Annotated in this window: 25 protein-coding genes; 5 read left to right on the top strand and 20 right to left on the bottom strand. The window is 72.6% G+C overall.

The window, feature by feature from the left end; genetic code table 11:
• A partial coding sequence (locus tag ACTHNQ_RS14880) for a TetR/AcrR family transcriptional regulator (protein ID WP_440334593.1) occupies window positions 1-194 on the bottom strand: 194 nt, incomplete at its 3' end.
• A gap of 145 nt (window positions 195-339) precedes the next feature.
• Between ACTHNQ_RS14880 and ACTHNQ_RS14875 the strand changes: the two genes are divergently transcribed.
• Window positions 340-1,176 carry an alpha/beta hydrolase gene (locus tag ACTHNQ_RS14875; RefSeq protein ID WP_440334591.1) on the top strand — a complete coding sequence of 279 codons (837 nt, stop codon included), beginning with the start codon at window positions 340-342 and terminating at the stop codon, window positions 1,174-1,176.
• A gap of 78 nt (window positions 1,177-1,254) precedes the next feature.
• On the opposite strand, the gene ACTHNQ_RS14870 is transcribed toward ACTHNQ_RS14875, so the two are convergent.
• From ACTHNQ_RS14870 to rpmB, 4 genes are all read right to left on the bottom strand, one after another.
• Window positions 1,255-2,376 (bottom strand): alpha/beta hydrolase, encoded by a 1,122-nt coding sequence (locus ACTHNQ_RS14870; protein ID WP_440334589.1) that lies wholly within the window; start codon window positions 2,374-2,376, stop codon window positions 1,255-1,257.
• 157 nt (window positions 2,377-2,533) lie between these two features.
• Entirely contained in the window at window positions 2,534-2,839 is a 306-nt protein-coding gene (gene rpsN / locus ACTHNQ_RS14865; protein WP_018173549.1) for a 30S ribosomal protein S14, read from the bottom strand.
• 3 nt (window positions 2,840-2,842) lie between these two features.
• On the bottom strand, window positions 2,843-3,013 hold the full coding sequence (gene rpmG / locus ACTHNQ_RS14860) for a 50S ribosomal protein L33 (RefSeq protein ID WP_018173550.1): 171 nt from the start codon (window positions 3,011-3,013) through the stop codon (window positions 2,843-2,845).
• On the bottom strand, window positions 3,013-3,249 hold the full coding sequence (gene rpmB, locus ACTHNQ_RS14855; protein ID WP_013584774.1) for a 50S ribosomal protein L28: 237 nt from the start codon (window positions 3,247-3,249) through the stop codon (window positions 3,013-3,015). Before rpmB ends, rpmG begins: the two co-directional genes overlap by 1 nt.
• 355 nt (window positions 3,250-3,604) lie before the next feature.
• Here rpmB and ACTHNQ_RS14850 point away from each other — a divergent pair, with 355 nt between their 5' ends.
• Window positions 3,605-8,845, top strand: coding sequence for an SCO7613 C-terminal domain-containing membrane protein (locus tag ACTHNQ_RS14850; protein WP_440334586.1), 5,241 nt, complete (start codon window positions 3,605-3,607; stop codon window positions 8,843-8,845).
• Window positions 8,846-8,872: 27 nt separating this feature from the next.
• Here ACTHNQ_RS14850 and ACTHNQ_RS14845 read toward each other — a convergent pair whose 3' ends face one another.
• Together ACTHNQ_RS14845 and ACTHNQ_RS14840 are read right to left on the bottom strand one after the other, a co-directional pair.
• Window positions 8,873-9,808 carry a hypothetical protein gene (locus ACTHNQ_RS14845; protein WP_440334584.1) on the bottom strand — a complete coding sequence of 312 codons (936 nt, stop codon included), beginning with the start codon at window positions 9,806-9,808 and terminating at the stop codon, window positions 8,873-8,875.
• A gap of 61 nt (window positions 9,809-9,869) precedes the next feature.
• Window positions 9,870-10,565 (bottom strand): DNA-3-methyladenine glycosylase, encoded by a 696-nt coding sequence (locus ACTHNQ_RS14840; protein ID WP_440334582.1) that lies wholly within the window; start codon window positions 10,563-10,565, stop codon window positions 9,870-9,872.
• Window positions 10,566-10,639: 74 nt separating this feature from the next.
• Between ACTHNQ_RS14840 and ACTHNQ_RS14835 the strand changes: the two genes are divergently transcribed.
• Window positions 10,640-12,280, top strand: coding sequence for an MFS transporter (locus tag ACTHNQ_RS14835; protein ID WP_440334580.1), 1,641 nt, complete (start codon window positions 10,640-10,642; stop codon window positions 12,278-12,280).
• A 60-nt stretch (window positions 12,281-12,340) separates the two neighbouring features.
• Here ACTHNQ_RS14835 and ACTHNQ_RS14830 read toward each other — a convergent pair whose 3' ends face one another.
• Genes ACTHNQ_RS14830 through ACTHNQ_RS14800 form a run of 7 tightly spaced genes read right to left on the bottom strand, consistent with a single transcriptional unit; the run spans window position 12,341 to window position 18,778 of the window.
• Window positions 12,341-13,762: a hypothetical protein gene (locus ACTHNQ_RS14830; protein ID WP_440334579.1), complete on the bottom strand. Its 1,422-nt coding sequence runs from the start codon at window positions 13,760-13,762 to the stop codon at window positions 12,341-12,343.
• A complete protein-coding gene (locus ACTHNQ_RS14825) occupies window positions 13,752-14,636 on the bottom strand; it encodes a TIGR03943 family putative permease subunit (RefSeq protein ID WP_440334577.1) in 885 nt (294 codons plus the stop codon). The genes ACTHNQ_RS14830 and ACTHNQ_RS14825 overlap by 11 nt, the downstream gene beginning before the upstream one ends.
• Window positions 14,629-15,687, bottom strand: coding sequence for a permease (locus tag ACTHNQ_RS14820; RefSeq protein ID WP_440334575.1), 1,059 nt, complete (start codon window positions 15,685-15,687; stop codon window positions 14,629-14,631). Before ACTHNQ_RS14820 ends, ACTHNQ_RS14825 begins: the two co-directional genes overlap by 8 nt.
• A complete protein-coding gene (locus tag ACTHNQ_RS14815; RefSeq protein ID WP_018173558.1) occupies window positions 15,674-16,096 on the bottom strand; it encodes a Fur family transcriptional regulator in 423 nt (140 codons plus the stop codon). Before ACTHNQ_RS14815 ends, ACTHNQ_RS14820 begins: the two co-directional genes overlap by 14 nt.
• A gap of 44 nt (window positions 16,097-16,140) precedes the next feature.
• Complete coding sequence (locus tag ACTHNQ_RS14810) at window positions 16,141-17,004, bottom strand: metal ABC transporter permease (RefSeq protein WP_018173559.1); 864 nt, start codon at window positions 17,002-17,004, stop codon at window positions 16,141-16,143.
• A complete protein-coding gene (locus ACTHNQ_RS14805) occupies window positions 17,001-17,831 on the bottom strand; it encodes a metal ABC transporter ATP-binding protein (protein ID WP_440334572.1) in 831 nt (276 codons plus the stop codon). The genes ACTHNQ_RS14810 and ACTHNQ_RS14805 overlap by 4 nt, the downstream gene beginning before the upstream one ends.
• Entirely contained in the window at window positions 17,828-18,778 is a 951-nt protein-coding gene (locus tag ACTHNQ_RS14800) for a metal ABC transporter solute-binding protein, Zn/Mn family (protein WP_440334570.1), read from the bottom strand. The genes ACTHNQ_RS14805 and ACTHNQ_RS14800 overlap by 4 nt, the downstream gene beginning before the upstream one ends.
• A gap of 82 nt (window positions 18,779-18,860) precedes the next feature.
• Between ACTHNQ_RS14800 and ACTHNQ_RS14795 the strand changes: the two genes are divergently transcribed.
• On the top strand, window positions 18,861-19,505 hold the full coding sequence (locus ACTHNQ_RS14795; protein WP_440334568.1) for a hypothetical protein: 645 nt from the start codon (window positions 18,861-18,863) through the stop codon (window positions 19,503-19,505).
• A 6-nt stretch (window positions 19,506-19,511) separates the two neighbouring features.
• On the opposite strand, the gene ACTHNQ_RS14790 is transcribed toward ACTHNQ_RS14795, so the two are convergent.
• Genes ACTHNQ_RS14790 through ACTHNQ_RS14775 form a run of 4 tightly spaced genes read right to left on the bottom strand, consistent with a single transcriptional unit; the run spans window position 19,512 to window position 24,166 of the window.
• Complete coding sequence (locus ACTHNQ_RS14790; RefSeq protein WP_440334566.1) at window positions 19,512-20,876, bottom strand: dihydrolipoamide acetyltransferase family protein; 1,365 nt, start codon at window positions 20,874-20,876, stop codon at window positions 19,512-19,514.
• Between the two features lie 11 nt (window positions 20,877-20,887).
• Window positions 20,888-21,871: an alpha-ketoacid dehydrogenase subunit beta gene (locus tag ACTHNQ_RS14785; RefSeq protein WP_440334564.1), complete on the bottom strand. Its 984-nt coding sequence runs from the start codon at window positions 21,869-21,871 to the stop codon at window positions 20,888-20,890.
• Window positions 21,868-23,025 (bottom strand): thiamine pyrophosphate-dependent enzyme, encoded by a 1,158-nt coding sequence (locus tag ACTHNQ_RS14780; RefSeq protein ID WP_440334595.1) that lies wholly within the window; start codon window positions 23,023-23,025, stop codon window positions 21,868-21,870. The genes ACTHNQ_RS14785 and ACTHNQ_RS14780 overlap by 4 nt, the downstream gene beginning before the upstream one ends.
• 28 nt (window positions 23,026-23,053) lie before the next feature.
• On the bottom strand, window positions 23,054-24,166 hold the full coding sequence (locus tag ACTHNQ_RS14775) for a histidinol-phosphate transaminase (RefSeq protein ID WP_440334563.1): 1,113 nt from the start codon (window positions 24,164-24,166) through the stop codon (window positions 23,054-23,056).
• An 84-nt stretch (window positions 24,167-24,250) separates the two neighbouring features.
• Between ACTHNQ_RS14775 and ACTHNQ_RS14770 the strand changes: the two genes are divergently transcribed.
• Window positions 24,251-24,640, top strand: coding sequence for a phage holin family protein (locus tag ACTHNQ_RS14770; protein WP_440334561.1), 390 nt, complete (start codon window positions 24,251-24,253; stop codon window positions 24,638-24,640).
• Between the two features lie 6 nt (window positions 24,641-24,646).
• Here ACTHNQ_RS14770 and ACTHNQ_RS14765 read toward each other — a convergent pair whose 3' ends face one another.
• Together ACTHNQ_RS14765 and ACTHNQ_RS14760 are read right to left on the bottom strand one after the other, a co-directional pair.
• The gene (locus ACTHNQ_RS14765; protein WP_440334559.1) at window positions 24,647-26,182 is read right to left on the bottom strand and encodes a hypothetical protein; all 1,536 of its coding nucleotides are present in this window, start codon (window positions 26,180-26,182) and stop codon (window positions 24,647-24,649) included.
• The gene (locus ACTHNQ_RS14760; RefSeq protein WP_440334557.1) at window positions 26,179-26,478 is read right to left on the bottom strand and encodes a hypothetical protein; all 300 of its coding nucleotides are present in this window, start codon (window positions 26,476-26,478) and stop codon (window positions 26,179-26,181) included. Before ACTHNQ_RS14760 ends, ACTHNQ_RS14765 begins: the two co-directional genes overlap by 4 nt.
• Window positions 26,479-26,670 lie beyond the last annotated feature (192 nt).

Below are 26,670 nucleotides of genomic sequence, written 5' to 3'. Positions count from 1 at the left end.
TAGGCGAGGACGAGCCCCTCCTTGCCGGCGAACTGCTTGTACATCGTGGCGCGCGTGACGCCGGCCTCTTCGATGATGCGGTCGACGCCCACCGAGTGGATGCCCTCGTTGTAGAACAGCTCGGTGGCCGCGCCGAGCAGGCGCTCCCGGGCCGAGCCGGGACGTGTGGCCGTGGCATCCGTCGTCATCGTCATGGGCCTTTCTTCCTCTCCATCGTGCCATGCGGGAATACTCTTGCGTAGATAGAACGTTCGGTCTACCATCAGGATACATCAGCCGAACCGCACCGGATCCGGAGCCCTGACACCCACGAGCACCACCTCACCCAAGGAGCACGACATGAACGCCTCGACCAAGACCCCGATCGTCCTGATCCACGGACTGTGGATGACGCCCAAGAGCTGGGACACCTGGGCCGAGCGCTTCCGCGCCGCCGGCCACGACGTCATCGTCCCGGGCTGGCCCGGCATCGACGACCGCTCGGTCGAAGACATCCGGAATAACTCCGAGGCGCTCAAGGGGATCGGCATCGCGCAGATCGTGGACCACTACGAGCGCATCATCCGCGCCCTTCCCCAGAAGCCGATCATCATGGGCCACTCGTTCGGCGGCCTGTTCACGCAGATGCTCGCCGACCGCGGTCTCGGCGTCGCCTACGTCGGCGTCACCCCCGGGCAGCCCGCCGGCGTCACGACGCTGCCGCCGTCGACCCTCTGGACGGGCACGCCGATCCTCGCGAACCCGTTCGGTCGCAACGGCGCCAAGCCACTGTCCAAGCGGCACTTCCACTTCACGTTCGGCAACGACCTCAGCCGTGCCGCATCCGACGAGCTGTGGCAGCAGTACGCCGTCAACTCCTACAACCGCGTGTTCTTCGAGGGCGTCGCCGCGGCGTTCAACGAGAAGGGCGGCGCGTCGCACGTCGACTACGGCCGCACCGACCGCGCACCGCTGCTCATCATCACCGGCGAGCGCGACCACGTGGTGCCGCCGGCGATCGGCAAGGCCATCCTCGACAAGTACCGCAAGTCCGGAAGCCCCGCCGTCGTCGAATACAAGGAGTACCCGGGCCGCACGCACCGCATCGTCAGCCAGGACGGCTGGGAAGAGGTCGCCGACTACGCCCTGACCTGGGCTACCGAGCACCAGGTCCGCGAGCCCGAGGCCGCGATCTGACGCGCGCCGCATCGCGGCGAAACCATACCCTTTCGCGACTCCCGTCCGGAACCGCGAAAGGGTATGTTTTCGCGCGGCTCAGTCGTGCAGGCGGCGCAGCGCCGTCACGGCGTCGTCGTGCCAGCGGCGCGCGGCCGGCAGGACGCCGGTGAAGATCGCCGTGTCGTGCGTCACGCCCTGGTACCGCACGACACTGGCATCGACGCCGGCGTCGCGCAACGCGGCGCCGTACGCATCGCCGTCGCCGCGCATCGGGTCGTACTCGGCCGTCAGGATCACCGCCGGCGGCAGCCCCGCGTGCGACGCCGCGCGCAGCGGCGACGCGTACGCCTCGCGCGCATCCTGCGGACGGGTGAGATACGTGCGCGCGACCGAGCGCAGCTCGCGCACGGCGAGGAAGCGCGGGATGCCGAGCGGCCGCATCGCGCCGAGGTCGAGGTGCGCGCCCGTGAGGTCGACCACGGGCACCTCGAGCAGCTGCAGCGTGATCGGGTGGTTCGCCCGGTCGCGGTTGACGATCGTCAGCGCGGCGGCCAGGCATCCGCCCGCAGAGATGCCCTGCACGCCGATGCGGCTCGGGTCGACGCCGAGCTCGCTGGCCGAGGCGAAGAGCCAGTCCAGGGCCGCGTACGCCTGCTCGACCTGCGTCGGGTACCGATGCTCGGGCGCCAGCGCGTACGCGACGGCGACGATCGCCACATGGGCGTCGACGCAGCGGCGTCGGTACGAGGCATCCGTCGTCGGGTAGTCGATGCCGCCGATGCGGAACGCGCCGCCGTAGAACGCGAGCACGGCAGGCACCGGCGCGTCGCCGGTGACCGGCGGATGATAGACGCGCACCCGGACCGACGGGTGGCCTGGCACGGCCACCTCGTGCTCCGTGATGCGCACATCGGGCCCGGGTGTGCCCACCGTGCTCAGCTCGGTGCGGTCCCAGGCGAGTGCGGCACGGCGGTGCTTGGCCCGCGCCCGCGCGTGCGGGCCGCGGCGGTCCGCCCCGGCACCGGCCTTCGCGCCGCCGGCCTTCGGGGCCTCGGCCTTCGCCGAGGCGGAGGCGGACGCCGAGGCAGCGGCGGGCAGCGGGGCGCGACCGAACGGCCACAGCGCGGACAGCCTGCCGCGCACCACGCCGACCGCCTGGTCGAACATGTACTTGCGGTGCACGCGGAGGCGCTCATCGAAGAACGGATCGAGGCGCATGCATCCATCCTCCCGCTCCTTCGCAGGCGGTGCACAGCGCTTGACATCGCGGCGCGGTGCGCACTCCGCAACCGCGTCAGACGAAGCGAAAGGCCCGGAGTTCCGAGGTACTCCGGGCCTTCAGCGACGCTTCGTCAGGCTCAGCGACCGAGGGTGCTTACCAGCTCGACTTGGTCACGCCGGGCAGCTCGCCACGGTGCGCCATGTCACGGAAACGGACACGCGAGATGCCGAACTTCGTGAGGACACCGCGGGGGCGGCCGTCGATGACGTCGCGCGAACGCAGGCGGACCGGCGACGCGTTGCGGGGCAGCTTCTGCAGGCCCACGCGAGCGGCTTCGCGCTCTTCGTCGGTCGACGTCGGCGAAACGAGCGCCTTCTTCAGCTCAAGGCGCTTGGCGGCGTAGCGGTCGACGACCTCCTGGCGCTGCTTGTTGCGCGCGATCTTGCTCTTCTTAGCCATGGATCAACGCTCCTCTCGGAAATCGACGTGCTTGCGGATGACCGGGTCGTACTTCTTCAGCACGATGCGGTCGGGGTTGTTGCGGCGGTTCTTGCGCGTCACGTAGGTGTACCCCGTGCCGGCGGTCGAACGCAGCTTGATGATCGGACGGACGTCCTGTGCCTTCTTGGCCATTAGAGCTTCACACCCTTCGCCTGGAGGTCACGCACGACCGCCTCGATGCCGCGAGCGTCGATGACCTTGATGCCCTTGGCCGAGACGTTGAGCTTGATGTTGCGACCCAGCGACGGAACGAAGTAGGTCTTCTTCTGCACGTTCGGGTCGAAGCGGCGCTTCGTCCGGCGGTGCGAGTGCGAGATGTTGTGACCGAAGCCGGGAACTGCTCCAGTCACCTGGCACACTGCTGCCATAGTGATGTCTCCTTAGTACCGTGGAGCCGGACGGCTCCACCCAAGATCCCTTGTCTGCACCCCGCGTTCGACCCGGCCGATGAAGGCAGGATCTGGTGTGGGATGCGAACTGCGTGCTGGAGTGCGCGCAGACAAAGAGTCAGTCTAGCACGCACGACCTCCCTGACCTGACCGGGCACCATCCGAGGGCACGGCGAACGCCCGATCAGCGCATATTCCGGGGCGGGAATAGCTCTGGGGACGATATCCAAACGACGACCGCCGGCATCCTCATCCGTTGCGGTTGTCGACAACTTTTCAGGCGCTCGCTCGCCCGGTGGGACCATGGTGCCCAATCCGCACGAGAGGGGTCGAGATGTCCGAGCCGCGCGCCGTCACCCGCATCTGGCCGTCGTCGCCGTACGACTTCGCCGACAGCCACCGCTGCCCGTCGTGCTTCGCCGCCGTGTCGGCCCCCACCTGCCCGTCGTGCGGCTTCTTCCTCACCGATTCCCGTGCGCCCCGCGTGCTCACCCTCGGTCAGCGCCTGCTCGACACCGAGCTGTCGCGCCAGCGGCTGATCGACGAGATCCGTCTGTCGCCGGATCCGGCGCCGGGGACGGATGCCGCCACCCGCGGTTTCGCGGCGGCCGAGGCGGCGCTGCCCGTGGCGGTGGACAGGGTGATGGTGGCGGCGGCGGAGCAGGCACCACCGGCTGCAGCCGCGCGCACCGCGGACCCGGACATCGAGGTGTCCGCCCCGGCGGCCGCGGCGGTCGAGGCTCCGCAGATCCCCGAGACCCATGCCGATCCCCTCGGCCCTGGCCCCGAGATCGCGGAGGCACCGTCCGGCCCCGTCGCCACCTCGGGGCTGCCGGCGGCCGCGCCGACGCCCGCGGCGACCGCCGCGGCCCCCGCCTCGCCACCGGATCCGTCGTGGCCCGCACCGTCAGGCGTTCCCTGGCAGTCGGGCCCGCCGCCGGTCACGGGCGCGCCGGTCACGGGCGCGACTCCCACACCTCCTCGCCGCCGGCTCACCGTGCCCGTGCTGCTGCTGATCGTCGGCGTCTCGCTCGTCGGCATCGCGGCGGTGTTCTTCCTGCTGCTGGCGTGGTTCGTCGCCGGCATCGCCGTACGGGCGCTCATCATCGGCGGCGTCACGCTCGCGACCATCGTGCTGGCGTCGTGGCTGCGCCGCCGCGACCTCGGGGCCACGGCCGAGGGCATCGGCGTGCTCGGGGTCGGGCTGATCGCCCTGGACGCCTGGGCCGTGCGCGCGAACGACCTCTTCGGCACCGGTGCGACCGACGCGGCCCTGTACACCGGCATCGCCGCGCTCGCCGTGGCCGTCGTGTGCCGGGCGTGGGCACGACTGTCCGGGTTGCGCGGACCGGACCTCGCCGCGGCGCTCGCCCTGCCTGCGGGCCTCGGGTTCCTCGTGGGCGGTCTGCTGGACGCTCCCGCCGGCGAAGCGCTCACGGCCGGCCTGATCGGCGCCGCCGTCGGCGGCCTCGCCCACGTGCTCCCCGCGCCGTTCTCGTCGGCCCGCCCCGGCGCCGCCGGCGAGCCCGAAAGGCTGGTGCTCGCCATCGCGGGCGTGGTGTCGCTGATCGGCGCCGTCGTGGCGACGATCGTGGCCACCGGCGATGCGGGTCCGGTGGTGGTGTGGGCGAGCGCGCTGGTGGGAGCGGTGGGCGCGGCCCAGGCGTGGTCGGTGCGACCGCGTCGGGGCGCCGAGCCGCTGCCCGGGTCGCGCATCATCTCGGGCGTCGCGTCGGGGGTCGCGGCGGCGGCGGTGGCCGGCGCCGGCTGGCAGCTCGCCTGGCGCCTGGACCAGCCCTTCCTCTGGCTGCTCGTCGCGCCGGTGCTGGCCGTCGTCGTGGCGGCCGGTCTCGATCTGCTGCGCGCGCGTCGCGGATCGCGCACGCTGATCCCTGCCGCTGTGGTCGCCGGCGTCGTCGGCGTCGGCTCGCTGGTGGCTGCCCCGCTCCTGTGGCTCGTGCCCGCCTCTGGCGCGATGTCGGCGTGGACGCTGTGGGGCACGGATGCCTTCGCCCTGACCTCGCCGGCTCCCGAGGCTCCGTTCGTGCCGCTGGTGTCGGCGGTGATCCTCGGCGGCCTGCTGCTGGCCGCCCCCACGCTCTCTCGCCCGGTGCTGCGTGACGTCCGCGCCGTCGTGCTCGTCCTCCTGCTCCTCGCCGCGGCCGCGTACACGACCGTGCCCGCCGTCGTCGTCGGCGCCGCCGTCGTCGCGGCAGGCGCGGCCGTCGTGCTGGCCGGGCGGGGCGTCCGCTCGTCCGGCGGCCGGGGCGCCGTCGCGGGGTGGTCCATCGCCGGCGCGCTGGCCGCGGCCACGGCGTTCGCGGCCGGGACGACGCTCCCGTGGCTGTGGCTCGTCGGCGTGGCCGTCGCGCTCGCCTACCCGGTCGCACTGCGCGCCGCCCGGCGCGCAGACGGTCCGCTCGCCGTCACCCTCGCCCTGGCGCCCGTGGGGGTCGGTGTGATCGCCGCGGTCATCGCCCCTGCCGCGCTGGGGGCGGCGACGGATCTCACGGGCTCCGGCCCCGCGGTGGCCCTCGTGCTGCTGCAGTGGCTCGCCCTCGTGGTGCTCGCGGTGGCCGCGTTCGCGCGACTCGACGCCGCGAGCCGCGTCGGCCTCGCCGTGTCGGGGTACGCGCTGCTCGCGCTGACGCTGGTCTGGATCCTCGTGGCCGGGGCCGACGATGTCGCGACGGATGCCGGCACCACAGCCCTTCTCGCGGCGATCGGCGAACCTGTGCTCGCACTGGTGCGCGGCGTCGCGTTGATCCTGCTGCTCGGCGCCATCGTCTTCGGGCGCACCCGGCTGCGCGGGCACGCGGTCTCCGCAGCGGCGCTCTTCGCGGCGCCCGCCCTCGCCACGATCGTCCACGCGGCGCTCGACATGGCAGATGCGAGCGACGAGGGGTGGGCGACCCTGGTCCTCGTCGCAGGGCCGGTGCTCGTCGTCGTGGCAGGAGGAGTCGCCGCGATGCTGAGGACCGCCCCCGTCGAGACGAGCTCAGCGGCGAGCGCTCCCGCATCGCCACCGCCCGCTCCCGCCGGACTCGCACCGTCGATGAGCGACCCCGCGATGACTCCGCCTGCCCCCGCCCCGTTCGGACCCGCTCCGGCCGGCGCCACGTCTGCCCCCGCGCCGCTGCGTCCTCTCCGCTCACGCACCGCCGCCGACCTCGGCGGGCTCCTGACCGGCGCCTGCGTCGTCTGGGGGGTCGGCGCCGAGCTGGTGTGGGCGCTCCTCGCCCTGGCAGCGGTCGCGTGGGGTGCGGCATCCCTCACCCGAGGGTGGATCGCACTCGCCGCCGCGGACCCCGCCGACGACGCGTTCGCCACCCGTCGCGGCGGGGTCGCGCTGACCGCCGCACCGCGACGCCTGCTCGTGTGGCCCGCCGTCGTCGCGGCGTGCGCGGCCTGGTGGACGTGGCTCGACGCGGGCACCCCGGCCATCGCATTCACGCCCGAGTCCTACAGCGTCCCCACGGCGGTCGCCCTCGTGGTGCTCGCGGCCGTGCTCGTGCGTCTGCGCCGGCGCGCCGAGGCGAGCATCGCGATCGGCGCAGGGCTGCTCGTCGGCCTCGTCGCCCCCATGGTCACCATCGGCTTCTTCTCGGTATTCGACGCCGTCCCGGACTCCGAGGCCGCGGTGCGCGGCACGGCCACCGCAGCCGTCGCGGCCGCGGTGTGCCTGGTTCTGACCCTCACGCCGGTGCGCGTGATCCGGCCGCCGTCGGTGGTCGGCGCGGCCGTCTCTCTCGCGGCGGTCGGGATCTTCGCGGTCGATCGTGCGACGACGTGGGAACCGGATGCCTCGACCTGGCGTCTCGCGTGGCTCGCGGTGTTCGCCGCCGTCGCCTACGCCTCGGGCGTGGGTCTCTCGCTCGCCCGTCCCGCGCGCCTGTCGTCACGCGGGTACGCGGTGGCAGCGCCACCGGTGGCGCTCGGGCTCGCCGCCGTCGCAGTGGTCGGATCCGTGCACGACGGCCGAGTGGTCGCGGTCGCCCTCGCGCTGCTGCTGACCGCTCACGTGGCGTCGGCCGCGTTCGAACGGGCCCCGTTCGGCCGCGCCACCCGCTGGACGGCGCTCGGCGCCGCGCTGGTCGTCTCCGCGGTGGCGGTGTTCGTGGGCGGCGCACGCGAGATCGAGTTCGTGGTGCTTCCCGTGGCCGGGGCCCTCGGCGCGGGGGCCGTGCTCGCGGTGCTGCGCCGCCGGCGCTCGGGTGTCGCCTGGCCGGCCGGCGAGGAGTGGGTGTGGGCCGGGGCGCTCGTGCTCGCGACGGTGCCGAGCCTGCTCGCGCCGCCGGAGCCCGCGCGCACGTGGCTGGTCATCGGCATCGGACTGGTCGTCGCCGCGGCGATCGCGGCCACCCCGATCCCCGACGCGTGGCGGGTGCGGGTGCCGTCGGCGACGATCCTGTCGGCGGCGGCGCTCGCGATGGGCCTGCGCGCGCTCATCGGCGGCGGGCTCCCAGGAGCCGAAGCGGCGGCGCTCGTCGCCGCGTGCGGAGCGGTCGTGGTCGCGGTGATCCTGACGGCCACAGCATCCAGGCTGCCCGAGGCGCGGGTCGCGGCAGCGGTCGCCGCGGCAGCGACCGCCGTCGTCGCCGTCACACTCGTGCAGGATGCCGCAGCCGGCGCCTTCTCGTCCGCCGTGACCGTGGTGCTCGCGGGCCTCGGCGGTGTGGCCGGAGCCGCCGTGCTCGGGCTGCGGCGCTGGGCGCGGCTCGGCGCGGTGCTCGCGGTGGGCGGCGTGGCGCTGGTGGCCATCGCGTGCGGTCTGCGGTTCGTCGCCGTCGCGCACACGCCCGGCTTCGAGGCGGATCTCTGGGTCGTCGCCGGTGCGGCGATCTCGGGAGCCGTCGCACTGGCCGCATTGCGTGCCACCTCGGCGCGGGTGGTGTCTCTCGCGGTGGGCGCGGTGCTCGCGGTGGCGTGCGTGCTGTTCGCCGCTGCCGAGTCGTACCTGCTCGCCGTGGCGTCGGACTTCGACGGCGTGCGGGCAGCGGTGACCATGTCGCTGCTGAGCGCCGCCGCATACGTCACGGGTGTGCGGCGCGACAGGCTGGGCCCCGCGCCGGCGATCGTCGCCGCCGTGACCGCGGCCGTGTTCGCCGTGCTGGCCTTCTTCGGGTTCGGCGTCGACCCCGCCGAGCTCGTGACGGTGCCCGCCGCCGTCGGCGGCCTCGCGTACGGCGTGCGCACCCTGCGCACGCGGCCCGAGTCCCGTACCTGGCCGGCCCTCGGTCCGTGGCTCGTCCTCCTGCTGCTTCCCTCGCTGCTGTACGACTTCGTCGGCGGCACCGAGCTGTGGCGGGTCGTCTCGCTCGGCGTCGCCGCCGTGGCGCTGGTGGTCGTCGGCGCGGTGCGCAGACTGCAGGCGCCGCTCGTCATCGGATCGGCGGTGGTGCTGGTGCACGGCGTCGCACAGCTGTGGCCGTGGATCTCGACCTCGTACGTGGCCGTGCCGTGGTGGCTGTGGCTGGGCATCGGCGGTGCCGTGCTCATCTTCATCGCCGCCCGCTACGAGCGCCGGATCCAGCAGCTGCGTGCGGCGATCACCGCGGTGACCTCGCTGCGCTGACCCCTTCGGCGCCCCGGCGGGCGCCGGTCAGCCCGCCGTCGCCGCGGCGAGGGCGTCGGTCAAGAACGACGAGAAGGCTCCGGCGTCATCGAGCGCCCCGGTGTACACGGAGCCGGCGGCGACCACGGTCACGCCGGACGTCGCCCCGACGGGGTCGGTCGCGTACGGGATGCCGGTCGTCGCGCGCGTGCTGGCGGCATCCGCCCACTCCGCGTACGTGTCGCCGTCGACGCACTTCACGACGTCGTCGGTTGCGCCGGCCGTGGTCATGACGCCCGTGAGGTCGTCCGCCGTCAGCGCGGTTCCCGTCGCGGCACCGTCGATGCCCACCTGCAGCATCGCGTTCCAGGCGGCCAGGGCGGCGGCGGGCTGCCGTGCGGCGAAGCAGCCGAAGGCGGCGACCGCGGCGAGCGCGTCGGCACCGCCGGTCTGCGCGATCGGGTGCAGCTCGAGCGTCAGGTCGCCCGCGACGAGGCCGCTCTGCAGCGCCGCGCCCTCCGTCGACCAGAACGTCGCCGCCTCGGTCGAGGTCGGGTCGATGTACAGCTGCACATCGAGCACTCCGGTGGTCGCCACCTCCGATGCGCTCTTGCCGGGCTTCGCCCCGGCTTCGAGGGCGCCGGTCGTGACGGGGGTGGCGGTCGCGCCGTCTCCGGCGCTCTTGAGCAGCAGGCCGTCGGTCAGCATGTTCGCGGGCCCGCGCGCCGCATCGGCCGCGGCCTCGGCCTTCTTGGCCGCTTCGGCGGCAGCCGCGTTGCTCACCGAGACGACGCCGGCGGTGATGCCCCCGGCGACCGCCAGCACGACGACGGCTCCGGCCGCCGACCATGCCGCGATACGCCGCCGGCGCCTCCGTCGCGCCAGCCGTTCGCGCTCCTGCCGGGCTGCCTCGCGCACGAACGCCTGGCGTTCGCGCTTCGTCATGCCTGCCAGCAGGCTCCTGTCGACCTTGACCTGCGCCATGCGGCTCCTTCCTTCGCGCCATGACGCTAGGGACGGTGTTCATGAGCCGGCTCAGCGGAGCCTAAGAATGCGATGGGAACGCGGCCGCCTCGGCTGCTTCGCGCGCGCCGCGGCCCCACCGGAACGGCGACACGGTCGGGTCGCCCGGCACCCAGAAGCGCCACGGGAACACGTCGGTGCCCGCGACGCCGGCCACGCCCACGCGCGGCCCGGCGGCGACCTCGGCCAGGGGCGCGGCGCGAAGCTCCAGGACGGCGACGGCACCGTGCCGGGGCGTGCCGGTGATCGCGTCGATCCCGTCGTGGACGGGATGCCGCAAGCCGACGGCGTCGCCGAACCGCCCGGGTCCGCGCGCCAGGTCCCGCGCCGACCGGGCTGCCGGGCGGCGGCGGAAGGCGGCATCCATTCCCTCGATCACCTCGCCGGCCCGCAGCAGACACCCGCCGGCGACGCCCTCGGGACCGCTGACCACGTTGACGCACGAGTGGATGCCGTGACTGAGGTACACGTACAGATGACCGGGCTCGCCCCACATGGTCGCGTTGCGGGCGGTCTGCCCCATGCGCGCGTGGGAGCCGGGATCGGGCACCGGCCCGGTGCCGCGCCCGTGATAGGCCTCGACCTCGGTGATCCGCACGACCACGGTCTCGCCGTCCACGACGGTCGTCAGCCGGGCGCCGAGCAGCCGCGGCGCGACCTCGGCGGCCAGCCCCTCCAGGTCGGCGCGCGTCGCCGCCCGCCACCGTTCCTGCGCCATGCCGGAAGTCTACGGGTGGCGGGTCACCCCACACGGGTGGTGACCGCGGGCGTCGCAGCCCCTAGTGTTCGCGCATGGGGAAGTGGTTCGTGCTCATCCTGCTGAGCGTCTCGCAGTTCATCATGGTGCTCGACAGCACGGTCATGAACGTGTCCATCTCGACCGTGGCGCACGACCTGCACACCGACATCTCGGGCATGCAGGCGGCCATCACGTTCTATGCGCTCACGATGGCGGCGTTCATGCTCACCGGCGGCAAGCTCGGCGACCGCTGGGGCCGCAGCCTCGCGTTCCGCATCGGCTCGGTCGTCTACGGCATCGGCTCGCTCACCACGGCGCTGAGCCCGAACCTCGGAGTGCTGATGCTCGGCTGGTCGCTCGTGGAGGGTCTCGGCGCGGTGCTCGTGATCCCCGCGATCGCCGCGCTGGCCGCCATCAACTACACCGGCCGCCGGCGCGTCGTCGCGTTCGCCGTCCTGGGCGCGGTCACCGGCGGCGCGGCGGCGGCCGGACCGCTCATCGGCGGTCTCGTCACGACCTACTCGTCGTGGCGCTACGTCTTCGTGGCAGAGGCCGTCGTCATGACCCTCGTGCTGATCGTCTCGGGCCGCATCAAGGACGTGCCCGGCGACCGCACGCTGCGCATCGACCTGCTGAGCGTCGTGCTGTCGGCGCTGGGCCTCGGCCTCGGGGTCTACGGCATCCTGCAGTCCAAGACATGGGGCTGGATCGTGCCGCTGGACCCGCCGATCGTTGGCGGCGAGCCGTTCGCGCCCTTCGGGGTCTCGCCGGTCGCGTACCTCATCCTGCTGTCGATCGTCGTCCTGTGGCTGTTCGTCAAGCGGCAGCAGCGGCTGGAGCGGAGCGGCCGGGTGCCGCTGCTGAAGGTCAGCCTGCTGCGCATCACGGCGCTGCGCAGCGGCCTCACGATGTTCATGGCGCAGTACTTCGCGATCGCCGCGCTGTTCTTCGTCGTGCCGGTGTACCTGCAGACCATCCTCGGGTACGACGCGCTGCAGACGGGCCTCAAGATCCTCCCGCTCTCGCTCGGCCTCATCCTGTTCTCGATCCTCGGCTCGCGCCTGTCGACGGTGCGCTCCGCGCGGAACATCGGCCGCATCGGCCAGCTGACCCTCGGCCTCGGCGTGCTGGTCGTCTTCCTCGCCGTGCAGCCCGAGCTCGCTGACTGGGCGTTCGCGGCGGGCATGTTCGTCGTCGGCGCCGGATTCGGGCTGCTGGCGTCGCAGCTCGGGAACGTCAACATGTCGGCCGTCGAGCAGTCCGACACGTCCGAGGTCGGCGGTCTGCAGGGCACCTTCCAGAACCTCGGCTCGTCGTTCGGCACGGCGATCGTCGGCTCGGTGTTCATCCTGCTGCTCACGTCGGGCTTCACGACCGCCGTGCAGCAGAGCACGACGATCCCCGACGACATCCGCGACCAGGTCGTGGCCACGGCGTCCAAGGGCGCGCCCATCGTCTCGCAGCAGCAGGCCGAAGAGATGCTGACGGATGCCGGCGCCGACACCGCCTCGGCGAAAGAGATCGCCCGCCTCTACGCCGACACCCAGGTCGGGGCGCTGCGACAGTCGCTGTTCTTCGTCTTCGCGCTCACCGTGCTCGGTCTGCTGCTCGCGAGCGGTCTGCCGTCGAAGATCCCGGTGCCCGACCCGGTCGAGGCGGAAGCGGCGGCGTCGGGCCCGCCGCCCCGCGACTGACGCGGCACGGCGCGTCCGCCCGAGCGGCGGCGACGGGATGCCCCGGCATCCGCTCAGAGGTCACGCCGCCGGGGGCACCTGGCACCACGAGATCGACGAGCCCTTCAACGCCACGACCTGTGAGCCGTCGGCGATCTCGAGCACCCGCGTCTCGGGGCGCTCGGGAAGCGGCAGCTGGTACGTGTCGTAGGCGTTGCTGACGGCATCGGGAGCCACCAGCACCGCCGCGTAGCGGGCACTGGGCGACACGCACACCTGCATGACGGCATCCGTGTCGGCGATCTCGGTGAGCATGCGGGTCGCGCCGTCCGCGGCGACGAGCGCGACCGACGTGCGGCCGGTGGGGATGCCGTCCGCGTCAAGCACGGCGGCGGTGCGGATCGTCGAGCCGTCCGGCAGCGGGGTCACCGAGGTCGTGCCGCCGAGGTCCTGCGCAGGGGCGACGAGCTGCTGCTCGCTCGCGTCGGTCAGGTCGATGACGGCCGCATGGTCGGGGCGGTCCACGACGGCCTGGTTCGACCCGCGGGCGATGCCTTCGAGCCCGAGGGCGACGCCCAGAGCGGTCGCCGAGGCGGACCCGCCCGATCCCGTGAGCAGCAGCGAACCATCGAACGACAGCAGCAGGATGCTGTCGGTGTCGGGCACGAACCGCCACTCCGCGACGCGCGGGTCGGCGCCCTGCACCTCGATCGGCACCGGGTCGGCGGCCGGGTCGCCGAGCGAGGCCGTGTACAGCCGGCTCTCGCGGCCCCCGTCGGCACTCAGGTGCGCGTCCGAGAACGTGTACCCGATGCGTTCGCCGCGGTCGGCGCTCTGCAGGTTCGACACGTACCCCTTGCCGGGCAGCGGCAGCTCGTGCTGGTTCTTGCCGTCGAGGTCGGCGACGATGAGACCGGCCTCGTCGTCGTCGGTGCGCACCGCCACCACGAGGTGCGATCCGGTGGCCCGGAAGTCCTCGATGTGCGGATTCCGGAACACCGGGACGGCCTTCTTGCCGCCGAGGTCGGTGCGGTAGATGAGATCGCCGTCCTCGCCGCCGCGCTGCAGCAGGAACGCGTGGGCCTCGGGGGTGCGGAACGTCTCGGTGATCGTCGCGGTCGGCCCGCCGCCCAGCGAGGCCACGCCGTCGATCTTCACGGTGTACGCGGTGTCGTCCCACAGCGGCAGGGTGAACCGCACGCCGACGCTGCGCCCCGAGGTGTCGACCTGGAACGGCGTCGCGGGGCTGACCGTCACCTGCGAGGGGTCGACGTCGGCGAGCGTCTGCGTCGTGGTCACGATGAGACGGGATCCGGATGCCGCAGCCGCCGCTGCGGGGTCCACCGAGACGTCCGTCACGCGCGGGCCCTGCGCCACGCTCGCCGTGGCCCCCGCGAGTCCGAGCACGGCGAGCGCGCCGAGCACGAGCGTGAAGCTGACGGCGAACGCGCGGCCGCGCCGGCGCTGCGCCCGGGCGCGACGCGTCGGCTGCTCAGTACTCATACGGGTCCTCGGGCTCGGCGATCTCGTCGACCTTCGCCGCATCGACGACGAGCCGGCCGTCGGACGACGAGCGCACGGTGCCCGTGATGGTGACCCACTGGCCGGTGTCGGGCATGTCCGATGCGGCGACGATCGGCAGGCTTGCGGGCTGCGCGTCGATGACGCAATGGGTGATCACGAGCCGGGTGAGGTCGAAGCCGCCGTCCGGCCCGGGCGTGACGAACCCGGTGAGCTGCACGGGATCGCCGTCGAACGCGTCGGGGTTGGTGGCGGTCGCGAACGCCGTGGCCCACTCGCCGACCCCGAACGAGGACGTGTCGCCGGTCGAGGCCAGCTGGATCGTGTCGGCGCCGCCGAACAGCGGCGTCGCGCCCACATCGCGTGACATCGCGAGCTCGGCGCTCAACGACGCCGGCGGCAGCACGAGCGTGAGCACCACGACGCCCGAGGCGGCGACGCCGCCCGCCACGGTCGCGGCGAACGCCAGAGGGTGACGGGGGCGGTCGTGATCGTGACCGTGACTCGGGCTCACCGGCTTCGCAGAATCGCGCGAGGTGCGCAGGCTCGGGCGCGAACCCTCCGAGATCAGCGCCGGCTCCTGCGCGTGCGCAGCCTCGTGCGCGTGCGCTGGCTCGTGCCGATGCGCACCGCCGTGGTCGTGGCCGTGGTCGGCCTCGGCGCCGAGCGGCAGCGCGAACGAGGCGACCGCGCCGACGAGCACGAACACCGCCATCGTGACGGCGAACCAGGCCGAGTCGGGGTTGATGTACAGCCCCAGCCGGCCGGTCACCGCGAGCCCGATGGTGACGACGGCGAGACAGGCGGCGAGCCCGACGCCCAGCCACCGCGTGCCGATGAAGCCCGACTTACGCAAGGAGGTTCACCGCCGTCCCGATCGCGAAGGCCGAGAGCACCACGACCGTCACGATGCCCCCGAGCGTGCGCCACGTGAACGTGGTGCGCAGCAGGGCGAGCATCTTGACGTCCACCAGCGGCCCGACGAGCAGGAACGCCACGATCGATCCGGGAGTGAACGTCGACGCGAACGACAGGGCGAAGAACGCGTCGACGTTGGAGCAGATCGACACCACCATCGCCAGCAGCATCATCGCGACGATCGACAGCGCGGGGTTGGACCCGATGGCCACGAGCGCCTCCCGCGGGATGAGCACCTGCACCGCGCCGGCGAGCGCCGAGCCGATGATGAGGGCGGGCATGACGGCGCGCAGCTCGATGACGAACTGCGCGATCGTGCGCCGCCACTTGCCGCCGGGCTCGTGGACGACGAGCTCGCACGTGTCGCGGAAGTGGTCGGTCAGCAGCGCGTCGGGCGAAGGATGCCGCGAGTAGAGCCAGCCGATGAGGTTGGCGATCGCGTACCCGCCGAGGATGCGGGCGATGAGGATGCCGTCGCTGAACCCGAACGCCTGGTGGGTCGTGATGATCACGATGGGGTTCACGATGGGCGCTGCGATGAGGAACGTCAGGGTCTCGGGCACCGAGAACCCGCGCATGAGGAGGCCGCGCGCGAACGGCACGTTGCCGCACTCGCAGACCGGGACGATCATGCCGAGCAGCGACAGCACAGCCCGCCGGGCCCACGCGCGGCGCGGCATCCATCGCTCGATGACGCCGGGCGGCACCCACACCTGCACGACGATCGACAGCACCACGCCGAGCGCCACGAACGGCATCGACTCGATCAGCACGCTGATCGCGAGGGTCAGGCCGTCCTGCGCGCGGGTGGGGAGGGATGCCGGGAACAGGGTCGGCGCGAGCCAGTCGACGAGGAACAGCCCGCCGATGACCGCAAGGCCCACGCAGAGCCACAGGAACGCACGGGCCTGGGGCGACGGCCCGAGGCGCGCGGTCGCCGGCTCGTATCGCGTCGCCGTCGGCCGCTGTGCCGGATCAGTGCGGGTCACGCTGCTCGGCGGTCGCGTCGGCGGCGGCCGCGCATGACGCGCACAGCCCGAAGATGTCGACCACGTGCTCGGCGTCGCGGAAGCCGTGGCGCTCGGCGGTGGCGCGTGCCCACTGCTCGACGTCGGTGGCCTCGATCTCGACCGTGAGGCCGCAGGAGCGGCAGATGAGGTGGTGGTGGTGTCCGGCGCTCACGCACGCGCGGTACAGCGCCTCGCCTTCGGGGCTCTGCAGCGAATCGGCGTCGCCCTGAGCCGCGAGGCCGGCAAGGGCGCGGTAGACGGTGGCCAGCCCGATGCCGGTGTTCTCGTCGCGGAGGGTGGCGTGCAGCGACTGCGCACTGACGAATCCGCGGGCGTCCGTCAGCGCTTCGCGCACGCGTTCGCGCTGCCACGTGTTGCGCTGGGCCATGCCCGGGAGTCTACCCGCGGCCCCTGTGCGCGAGCCGGGACGGGTCACGCCGGGACGCGGGTGACGCGGCCCCTGCGGGCGCCGATGCCGCGGCAGACGAGGTAGATGACGAACGAGATGGTGGTGATGTACGGGCTCACCGGCAGGGTGCCCATGACCGCGAGCAGGATGCCCCCGACAGCCGACACGAAGCCGAACAGGGCCGACAGCAGCGGCACCGACAGCGGGCCCGACGCGACGCGCATGGCCGCGGCCGCCGGTGTCACGAGCAGGGCCATCACGAGGAGCGCGCCGATGATGTGCACGGCGACGGCCACGATGAGGCCGAGCAGCAGCATGAACAGCAGCGAGACGGCCGTCGTGGGCACCCCGCGTGCGGCGGCGGACTGCGGGTCGAGCGAGTCGAAGCGCAGCGGCCGCCAGATGAGGAGCAGACCCAGCAGCACGAGCGCGCCGATGGCGACGAGCCACCACAGCTGCCCGGTCTGCACCGACACGATCTGCCCGGTCAGCAGGCTGAAGCTCGACGCGCTGCGCCCGTCGTAGAGCGACAGGAACAGGATGCCCAGACCCAGCCCGAACGGCATCAGCACGCCGATGATCGAGTTGCGGTCGCGCGCCCTGGCGCCGAGCAGCCCGATGATCGCGGCCGCGACGATCGATCCGACGATCGAGCCGGTGACGACGTCCACGCCGATGAGCAGGGCGGCCGCGGCGCCCGCGAACGACAGCTCGCTGATCCCGTGGACCGCGAACGCCATGTCGCGCTGCATGACGAAGACGCCGACGAGCCCGCCGACGAGGCCGAGCACGGCGCCCGCCCACAGCGAGTTCGAGACGAGGCCGAGAATCTCGCCGTAGTACGGCAGCCCGCCGAACATGGCGTCGGCGATGTCGCTCCAGTTCACAGGTGCGCCTCGCCCTCGTGGTGGTGGTGGGATGCCTCGGCATCCGGTGCACCGACGACGACGAGCCGGTCGCCGGCCCGGAGCACGAACACGTGCGCGCCGTACAGGGCGGTCAGCACGTCCGAGCGCAGCACCTCCTGTGGGGTGCCGAGGGTGAAGCGCCCGTTGGCGATGTAGAGGATGCGGTCGACCTTGCCCAGCAGCGGGTTGATGTCGTGGGTCACGAGCAGCACGGCCGCTCCGCGCTCGCGGCGGTGCCGGTCGATCAGGCCGATGACGGCCTGCTGGTTCGCGAGGTCGAGGCTCGTGAGGGGCTCGTCGCACAGCAGCAGGGGCGGGTCGTCGGCGAGGGCCTGGCCGGCGCGCAGCCGCTGCTGCTCGCCGCCCGACAGCTCGCCCACAGGCCGGTCGGCGAAGTCCTGCGCCCCGACCGCCTGGATGAGCGCATCGACGCGGGCACGGTCGCCACGACGCGGGATCGGCAGCCCGAACCGGTGGCCGTCGACCCCGAGGGTGACGAGGTCGCGGCCGCGCAGCGATGTGTCGCGGGGCAGCGGACGCGCCTGCGGCAGGTAGCCGATGCGGCGGTTGCCGCGGCCGTGCACGGGTTCCCCGAGCACCTCGATCGTGCCCTGCGAGAGCTCTTCGAGCCCGAGGATCGCGCGCAGCAGGGTCGTCTTGCCCGATCCGCTGGGTCCGAGGACGGCCACGAGCTCGCCGGGTCGCACGTCGAGGTCGAGCCCGGCCCACAGCTCCCGCTCGCCGCGCTGCAGCGCCGCGCCGCGGATGCTCAGGACGGGCGCGGCGCCCGACGCGGCCGCGCTCACGCCAGCGCCGCGCTCAGTGCTTCGATGTTCGCCTGCATCCACGAGACATAAGTCTCTCCCTTCGGGAGGGTCTCCGAGAACGCGATCGTCGGGACGCCGTGCTCGTCGGCCGCGTCGATGACGGCCTGCGTCTCGGCCCCGCCGGTCTGCGTGTTCGTGATGAGCACGCGGACCGAGCCGCCGCCGATGAGGTTCAGTGCCTCGAGCAGAGTCGCCGGCGCGACGTCCTGCTCCTCCTCGACGGCCTCGCTGAAGGCCTCGGGCGTGACGTTCACGAGCCCCGCGTCCTCGACGAGATAGCCGGGCACGGGTTCGGTCATGAACACCTGCTCGCCGCCGTGCGCGGACTCGATGTCGGCGAGGGCCGCGTCGAGGCCGTCGAGGTCGGCCCCGAACGCCTTCGCGTTCGCGGCGAAGTCCGATGCGTGCGCGGGGTCGAGCTCGGACAGCTGGTCGGCGATCGCCTTCGAGACCGCTCGCACGGTGTCCACGTCGTACCAGACGTGCTCGTTGAAGCCCTCGACGTGGGCGTGGTCCTCGTGACCGGCATCGGCGTGGTCGTCGTGCGCGTCCGCGGGCCAGGCCGGCGAGAGCTCCGCCGCGGTGATGACGGGCGCCTTCGTCCCGCTCGCGTCGATCAGCCCGGCGACGAACGCGTCGTAGCCGCCGCCGTTCTCGATGACGAGGTCGGCCTTCGACACGATGAGCTGGTCGCGCGCGCTCGGCTCGAACGAGTGCGGGTCCTGCGACGCGCTGGAGACGATCGAGGTCACGTCGACGGCGTCCCCGCCGATCTCGGCGGCGATCTGCCCGTACACGTTCGTCGAGGCGACGACCTGCAGGCGGCCGCCGTCTGCGCCGGCACTGCCGCCTGCGCATCCGGCGAGGACCAGGGTGGATGCCGCCGCGAGGCCGAGCAGGGTGAGCGCACGTCGAGACCGGTTCATGTCGCCCACTCTAATGTTAATGAGAATCGTTCTCAAATCGTCCGCGTTTCCCCTCCCGCGCTGGGCGCGCTACGTTCGGGTCGTGCGTCTGAAGGCCATCCGCCGACCCCTGCTCCTGGCACTGCCGTTCCAGGTGTCGATGATCGCGATCGCGCTGGTGATCGCCGCGGCCGGCCTCGAGGTCGAGATGCTGCTGACGGTGCTGCTCGCCGTGACGATGTGGGCGCCCGCGGCGGCGGAACTGGTGTTCCGCACGACGCTGCCGCGCGCGCTGCAGCTGCACTACCTGATCTTCATCGTCGCGGGGCCCTTCATGGGCAGCGCCCTGCACGTCTACTGGGTGATCGCCGACTGGGACACGCTCGTCCACTTCGACTCGGGCGTCCTGGTCGCCTGGCTGGGCATGCTGTGGCTTCGACGGGTCGAGGAGCGGCTGCAGGTCCCGCTTCCGACGTGGTTCGGACTCCTCGTCATCCAGTTGACGGCGATGGCCTTCGCCGCGGCATGGGAGATCTGCGAGTTCGCGAGCGACAGCATCCTCGGCACGACGGCGCAGCTGGGCAGCCTCGACGACACGATGGGCGACATCATGGCGGGCACCCTCGGCGGGCTGTTCGCCATCACCCTGCTGCTGATCCTCCGCCGCCCCCGGTCGGTGGCGCCGGCATCCCTCCTTCGCGCGAACCGCCGCACGGCCGACGCGGACGAAGCGCCGACCGCGCGCTGACCGGTCTCAGTCGAGCAGCAGCGCGGGCTCTTCGAGGATCGACGCGACGTCGGCGATGAACCGCGACATGCCGTCACCGTCGATCACGCGGTGGTCGAACGAACCGGCCACCGTCGTCACGAAGCGGGGCCGCACCTCGCCGTCGACGACCCACGGCTTCTGGCGGATCGTGCCCATGGCGACGATGCCGGCCTCGCCGGGGTTGATGATCGGGGTGCCGGCATCCATCCCGAACACGCCGATGTTCGTGATCGTGATGGTGCCGCCCTGCTGGTCGGCGGGGGTCGTCCTGCCCTCGCGCGCCGTCAGGGTGAGCTTCTCGAGGGCCTTGGCGAGCTCGCGCATCGACAGGTCCTGCGCGTCCTTGATGTTCGGCACCAGGAGGCCACGCGGCGTGGCGGCGGCGATGCCGAGGTTGACGTAGCGGCGCACACGGATCTCGGCGCCGCCCTCGGCGTCGACCCACGCGGCGTTCACCATGGGCGTGCGACGGGCGGCCCAGATCACGGCACGGGCCATGATGAGCAGCGGCGAGACGCGGATGTCGGCGAAGTCCGGGGAGGCCTTCAGCCGCTTGACGAGCTCCATCGTGCGGGTCGCGTCGACGTCGGTCCACACCGACACGTGCGGCGCCGAGTAGGCCGACTGCACCATGGCCGACGACGTCGCCTTGCGCACGCCCTTGACGGCGATGGTCTCTTCGCGGCCCGCCGCGTCGGGGGCGGGCGCCGACGGCGCGACGACCGGCGCCGTGCGGGCGGGCGCCGGAATGGTCTGCTCGCGCACGTCGCCCCACTCGGGCGTCTCGATGTTGCGGAACACGCTGGCCTGCGACGCATGCTTGACGACGTCGTCGCGGGTCACCTCGCCGGCCGGCCCGCTCGGCGTGACGGCGGTGAGATCCACCCCGAGGTCGCGCGCGAGCTTGCGGATCGGCGGCTTCGCGACGACGCCGACGGATGCCGCCACCCGCTCCTCGGCCGGGGCCGCCGGCTTGCGGCGACGCGACTGCACGTGCCCGCCGGTGCCGTAGCCCACGAGCACCGCACCTTCGCCAGCTTCCGCGGGTTCGGCCGGTGCGCCGTGCTCGGACTGGCCGACCGTCGCCGGGGATGCGGCATCCGCTCCTGCGCCGGAGGCGATCGTGATGATCGGGGCGCCGACGTCGACCGTGTCGCCCTCGGCGACCAGCAGCTCGCCGACCGTGCCCGCGAACGGCGACGGCAGCTCGACCAGCGACTTGGCGGTCTCGATCTCGACGAGCACGTCGTTGACGGCGACCTGGTCGCCGGCCGCCACGCGCCACTGTACGATCTCGGCCTCGGTGAGGCCTTCGCCGACGTCGGGGAGGACGAATGTCTGCGTGCTCATGGGAGCTCCGATCAGTAGGCCAGGGACCGGTCGACGGCCTCGAGGATGCGGTCCGCGTCGGGCAGGTAGACGCCCTCGAGCTTGGCCGCCGGGAAGGGGACGTCGAAGCCCGACACGCGCAGCACGGGGGCCTCGAGCGCGTAGAACGCCTGCTCCATGACGGTCGCGGCGACTTCGGAGCCCAGCGACGCGAAGCCCTGGGCCTCCTGCGCGTAGACCATGCGGCCGGTGCGGCGCACGGACTCCAGGATGGGGCCGTAGTCGATCGGCGAGAGGGAGCGCAGGTCGACGACCTCGATGCTCGTCCCCTCGGCCTCGGCGAGAGCGGCCGCCTGCAGCATCGTCGTGACCATCGCGCCGTGGCCGACGAGGGTGACGTCGGTGCCGCGACGCACGACGCGCGAGGCGTGGAGCGGCAGCGCACGGGCGGTCGTGTCGACCTCGCCCTTCATCCAGTACTTCGCCTTGGGCTCGAGGAAGATCACCGGGTCGGCCGACGCGATCGCATCCTGGATCATCCAGTAGCCGTCGTTCGGCGTCGAGGGGCTCACGACCCGCAGGCCCGGGGTGTGCGCGAAGTACGCCTCGGGGCTCTCCTGGTGGTGCTCGACGGCGCCGATGTGCCCGCCGTACGGGATGCGGATCACGACGGGCATCTGCACGGCGCCCTCGTGCCGGTTGGTGAGCTTCGCCAGCTGCGTCGTGATCTGGTCGAAGGCGGGGAACACGAACCCGTCGAACTGGATCTCGACGACAGGACGGAATCCCGCCATCGCGAGACCGATCGCGGTGCCGACGAGCCCGGACTCGGCAAGCGGGGTGTCGAGTACGCGGCGGTCGCCGAACTCGGCCTGCAGGCCCTCGGTCACGCGGAAGACGCCGCCGAGCTTGCCGATGTCCTCGCCCATGAGCAGCACGCGGTCGCTGCCAGCGAGCGATGCGCGCAGGCCTGCGTTGATCGCGCGGCTGAGCGGCAGGGTCTCGACGCCCGTCATGCCTGGCCTCCCTCGAAGGATGCCTCGTACGCGGCGAGCCACTGGCGCTGCTGCTCGATCAGCGGGTGCTCCTCGGAGTAGACGTGGGCGAACATCGAGTCGGCCTCCAGGCCGTCGAGGGCGTTCGTGCGCTCGCGGATGTCGGACGCGAGCGCCTCGGCCTCGGCATCCACGTCCGCGAAGAACGCGTCGGACGCACCCCGGCCGAGGAGGAACGCCTTCATGCGGGCCAGCGGGTCGCGGCGGCGCCACGACTCCTCCTCGTCGGAGGTGCGGTACTTGGTCGGGTCGTCGCTCGTGGTGTGGGCGCCCAGCCGATAGGTCATCGCCTCGATCGCGCGCGGGCCCTCGCCCGAACGCGCTTCGTCGAGTGCGGCCCGCGTGACCGCCCAGCTGGCGAGCACGTCGTTGCCGTCGACGCGGATGCTGGGCATGCCGTAGCCCTCGCCGCGCTTGTACAGCGGCGAGCGCGACTGCGTGGCGACGGGCACCGAGATCGCCCACTGGTTGTTCTGCAGGAAGAACACCTCGGGAGTGCGGTAGCTCGCCGCGAACACCATGGCCTCGTGCACGTCGCCCTGGCTGGACGCGCCGTCGCCGTAGTAGACGATGACCGCCTCGTCGCGCTCGGGGTCGCCGGTGCCGCAGCGGCCGTCGAACACGAGGCCCATGCCGAAGCCGGTGGCGTGCAGCGTCTGCGCGCCGAGGACGAGCGTGTAGATGCGGGTGTTGCCGTTGGCGGGATCGGTCGGGTCCCAGCCGCCGTGCGTGAGCCCGCGCATCACGCGGATGATGTCGATCGGGTCGACGCCGCGGATGCGAGTGGCCACGTGCTCGCGGTACGAGGGGAAGAGGTGGTCCTGCGGGCGTGCGGCGCGCGCCGACCCGACCTGGGCGGCCTCCTGCCCGTAGCTCGGCGGCCACAGGGCGAGCTGCCCCTGGCGCTGCAGGTTCGTGGCCTGCACGTCGAACGCGCGGATGACCGCCATGTCGCGGTAGAACGTCTCGAGGTCGGCATCCGCCAGGCCGTCGACGGCCTCTCGATAGCGCTCGGCGGCGGGGGTGGGCGCGAAGGTCCCGTCCGCTTCGAGGAAGCGGACGACGGGGGCGTCGGTGTCGGCGGTACCGGCGGCCGCTGCCGTGGCGTCGGTCATCACCGAGTCTTCAGGCGGGGTCACCGTTCTACGCTAGCCCGCGTCCGGCGTGGCCTTCTGGGAGGTCTTTCACAACGGATGCCGCGATCCGTAGGACCTTCTCGACAGACTCTTCTTCGCCGACGGAGATCCGGATGCCGTCGCCCGCGAACGGCCGGACGATCAGGCCGGCCTCTTCGAAGGCGCCTGCGATGGCGAGCGTCTCGTCTCCGGCGGGCAGCCACACGAAGTTGCCCTGGGCCACCGGAATGACCCAGCCGGCGTCGCGCAGCGCCGCGGCGAGGCGGTCACGGCGCTCGGCGATGATCCCCACGCGCTCGAGCAGCTCGTCTTCGACGTCGAGGCTCGCGAGCGCAGCCTCCTCGCCGAACGCGGTCACCGACAGCGGGATCGCGGTGCTGCGGGCGGCGTCGAGGATGCGGGGGTGGCCGACGGCGTAGCCGACTCGGAGGCCGGCGAGCCCGTAGGCCTTCGAGAACGTGCGCAGCACGACGACGTTGGGGTGCGCCCCGCCGGCGAGCACGGTCGCTCCCTTGACGGCGTCGGGGTCGGTGACGAACTCGGCGTACGCCTCGTCGAGGATCACCAGGACGTCAGCGGGCACCTTCGCGATGAAGGCGTCGAACTCGGCCTGCGTGACGATCGGTCCGGTCGGGTTGTTGGGGCTGCAGACGATGATCGCGCGCGTGCGGTCGGTGACGGCTGCGGCCATGGCGTCGAGATCGTGGCGCGCACCCTCGGCCAGCGGCACCTGCACGGCGTCCGCGCCGGCGACGACCGCGAGCCACGGGTACGCCTCGAACGACCGCCACGCGTACATGACCTCGTCGCCGGGTCCGGCGGTCGCCAGCACCAGCTGCGCGAGGATCGAGACGCTGCCCGCACCGATGTGCACGCCGTCGGGTCCGACGCCGAACCGCTCGCCGAGCCGCTCGCGCAGGCGTGCGGCGGTCGCGTCGGGGTAGCGGTTGAGGGCGGTGGCGGCCTGCACGCGCTGGAGAACGCCGGGGAGCGGGTCGAAGGGGTTCTCGTTGCTCGACAGCTTGAACGCTTCGGCGCCGGCCTGCTTGCCCTGCTTGTACGGCGGCAGCGCGGCGACCTCGGGGCGCACGCGGACGGGGATCTCGGGAGCGTCGGTCACCGGCCCAGTCTACGAACGGCACCCCTCGCGCGGGTGCACCAGGTGCTGGCCCCTGGCGGATGCCCGTGGAAGACTGGCCGCACTATGGGCTTCCTTCTCCGCGTCGTCGTCAACGCGTTCGCGATCTGGGTCGTGACCCTCATCCCGGCGCTCCAGGTCACCGTCGTGCCGTTCCCGCCGGGCGAGACGCTGCAGATGGTGCTGACGCTGCTCGTCGTCGCCGCGATCTTCGCCCTCGTGAACACGATCATCGGCACCGTCATCAAGGTGCTGGCGTTCCCCATCTACATCCTGACCCTCGGCCTCATCGGCCTGCTGATCAACGCCTTCCTGCTGTGGCTGACGGCCTGGCTCACGCACTGGTGGAACTGGGGCCTGCGCGTCGAGGACTTCTGGTGGGGCGTGGTCGCGGCGATCATCATCTCGCTCATCAATTGGATCTTCGGCATCATCCTGCGGCCCAAGAAGGACTGATCCGCCTCATCCGCGCACCGCGGCGTACTCGCTGACCTCGACCGACTCGGCCTGGGCCAGCTCCGCGAAGACGTCGTGGACGCCCGCGACCCGCGGATCCCCTGACGAGTCGACGAGCTCGGCGGTCTCGGTGTACGCCGTCAGCCGGTGGGCGGGCCACAGCACGTCGTCGGGATCGCTGTCGGGGTCGTACACGCGCTCGGCGACGAAACTGCCCGCACTCCCCACCGTCTCGCCGTGGCCGCCGCCGGCCAGCGCCGCCACGGGGTCGTCGCTGTGACGCACCACGACGCTGAGCGTGCCCGACCCGACGTCGGCATCGACGGGTGAGCCGAGAGACACCAGTGTCTGCACGTCGAAGTCGCCCTCCAGCGCGAGGTGCGCGCCGATCATCGCGCCCTGCGAGAACGCGACGACGTGCACCTCGTCACCCGGCTCGACGCCCGCCGCGGCGAGCGCCGCCTCGGTGGCCGCGTACGAATCGGACGTCTTGCCCGCATAGAGCTCTGCATTCGACAGGTTGTCCCACGGCTCGTCGCCGCCGATCGCTCCGGACTGCATGCCCGCGATGTAGACGACCGACTTCGTCGTCCCGTCCGCCATCGCGTACCTCTCCACGCGCACGCGCGCCGCACCGTCGCCCGGGATCCGCGCCGCTGCCGCCGCGAGGCTCTGCGGCGCGACCGTGGCCGGCGGCCTGGATGACGACGGCGGCGCCACGCCGACCGCGGGTGCGCCGGCGCCGCCCGGAGCGACCGAGGGGATGCTGCCGCCCGGTGCCGCGGGAGCCACCGCGGTGACCGTGACCGGTCCGGCGGAGCCCGACAGCCGCGCCTCCCGCGACAGCCGACCGGTGCCCGCGAGACCGAGGAACGCCGTGCCGGCGAAGGTGAGCGCCCCGAGTCCCGCGCCGCCGATGACAGCCGCCTGGGGGCCGAACTCGTCACCGACGCCCACACCCCAGCGCGTCGCCTGGCGCACGAGCTCGTGCTGCCATTCGGTGGCGAAGCCGTGCTGCGCCGAGAAGGCCTGGGCGGCGGCATCCGGATACTCCGCGATCACCGCCGCCCGACGCGACTCCAGCATGCCGATCAGGACCGGATCGCCCGCCGCCTGCGCGGCGCGCAGCTGCACGTCGAGCTCGACCACCTCGTACCCCGCGGCCGCGCCGCGCAGGGCCTCGGCGATCGCCTGTGCCTCGTCCTGCACGTCGCGCAGTCCCGCCGAGAGGACGCTGGCCGCGGATGCGGCGTCCCACCCGTATCGGCGCTCGGCCAGCAGCATGTTCTGCAGCGACCCCAGCCTCATGCGGATGCCGTCGAGCTCGAGCCGGGCACCGACGAACCTGTCGGCGGTCTCGCGCAGGGTCCACGTGTCGACCGCGACCGCGCCGCCGCTGCGGATCTGCAGCGCCCCGTCGCTGTCGGGCGCGAGGTCGTTCAGCGTCCCGAAGACGCCCTCGTCGGCGCTCTGGCGCCCCGGCTGACTGAGCTCCGCGCCAGGGTCGAACACGTGCTGCGGGTCAGGCGCGTCCGCGGTCACCGCACGCCCCCGGCGAACGGGGACAGGGCCGACTCGGCGAAAGCGGCACGGTCGCAGGCATGGGAGGCGTCCAGCCGCAGGGTCTCGGCCAGGCAGCGCAGTCCCGACACGTTGCCCGCCCACGTGTCGGCGCGCTCGTGGAACGCGGTCGCGGCCTTCGCCTGCCAGGCCGTCTCGCCCGAGAGCCGGCGGGCGAAGGCTGAGGCGTCTTCGAGTCTCTCGATCAGTCGGACGAGTTCGCGCACCACGATGGCCAGCTGATGGGATGCCGGCTCGTCGCCTGTAAAGGTCGTCACGGGTTCATCGTGTCGGCGTCGCGCATCCGGCGGCCGGCCGTTGCGCGCTTCTGTGGACGATCCGCGCAGGCAGCCGGATGTGGAGGAGGGGGGCGCCCCCCCCCCCGGGGGGGGCCCCCCCCCCAAACAACCCCCCCCCCCCCCCCCGCCCCGGGCCCCCCCGCCGGAGGCCCCAGACAGGCCCCCCCCCCG

The organism is Microbacterium sp., from assembly GCF_051953575.1.
Lineage (GTDB): Bacteria > Actinomycetota > Actinomycetes > Actinomycetales > Microbacteriaceae > Microbacterium.
Note: the sequence above shows the minus strand (reverse complement) of the source record. Positions and strands in the feature narration are given on the sequence as shown.

Bases quoted from the DNA above. Each gene is read 5' to 3' on its own strand.
- ACTHNQ_RS14875 (WP_440334591.1), top strand. From the start codon at position 340: ATGAACGCCTCGACCAAGACCCCGATCGTCCTGATCCACGGACTGTGG.
- ACTHNQ_RS14870 (WP_440334589.1), bottom strand. From the start codon at position 2,376: ATGCGCCTCGATCCGTTCTTCGATGAGCGCCTCCGCGTGCACCGCAAG.
- rpsN (WP_018173549.1), bottom strand. From the start codon at position 2,839: ATGGCTAAGAAGAGCAAGATCGCGCGCAACAAGCAGCGCCAGGAGGTC.
- rpmG (WP_018173550.1), bottom strand. From the start codon at position 3,013: ATGGCCAAGAAGGCACAGGACGTCCGTCCGATCATCAAGCTGCGTTCG.
- rpmB (WP_013584774.1), bottom strand. From the start codon at position 3,249: ATGGCAGCAGTGTGCCAGGTGACTGGAGCAGTTCCCGGCTTCGGTCAC.
- ACTHNQ_RS14850 (WP_440334586.1), top strand. From the start codon at position 3,605: ATGTCCGAGCCGCGCGCCGTCACCCGCATCTGGCCGTCGTCGCCGTAC.
- ACTHNQ_RS14845 (WP_440334584.1), bottom strand. From the start codon at position 9,808: ATGGCGCAGGTCAAGGTCGACAGGAGCCTGCTGGCAGGCATGACGAAG.
- ACTHNQ_RS14840 (WP_440334582.1), bottom strand. From the start codon at position 10,565: ATGGCGCAGGAACGGTGGCGGGCGGCGACGCGCGCCGACCTGGAGGGG.
- ACTHNQ_RS14835 (WP_440334580.1), top strand. From the start codon at position 10,640: ATGGGGAAGTGGTTCGTGCTCATCCTGCTGAGCGTCTCGCAGTTCATC.
- ACTHNQ_RS14830 (WP_440334579.1), bottom strand. From the start codon at position 13,762: ATGAGTACTGAGCAGCCGACGCGTCGCGCCCGGGCGCAGCGCCGGCGC.
- ACTHNQ_RS14815 (WP_018173558.1), bottom strand. From the start codon at position 16,096: ATGGCCCAGCGCAACACGTGGCAGCGCGAACGCGTGCGCGAAGCGCTG.
- ACTHNQ_RS14800 (WP_440334570.1), bottom strand. From the start codon at position 18,778: ATGAACCGGTCTCGACGTGCGCTCACCCTGCTCGGCCTCGCGGCGGCA.
- ACTHNQ_RS14790 (WP_440334566.1), bottom strand. From the start codon at position 20,876: ATGAGCACGCAGACATTCGTCCTCCCCGACGTCGGCGAAGGCCTCACC.
- ACTHNQ_RS14785 (WP_440334564.1), bottom strand. From the start codon at position 21,871: ATGACGGGCGTCGAGACCCTGCCGCTCAGCCGCGCGATCAACGCAGGC.
- ACTHNQ_RS14780 (WP_440334595.1), bottom strand. From the start codon at position 23,025: ATGACCGACGCCACGGCAGCGGCCGCCGGTACCGCCGACACCGACGCC.
- ACTHNQ_RS14770 (WP_440334561.1), top strand. From the start codon at position 24,251: ATGGGCTTCCTTCTCCGCGTCGTCGTCAACGCGTTCGCGATCTGGGTC.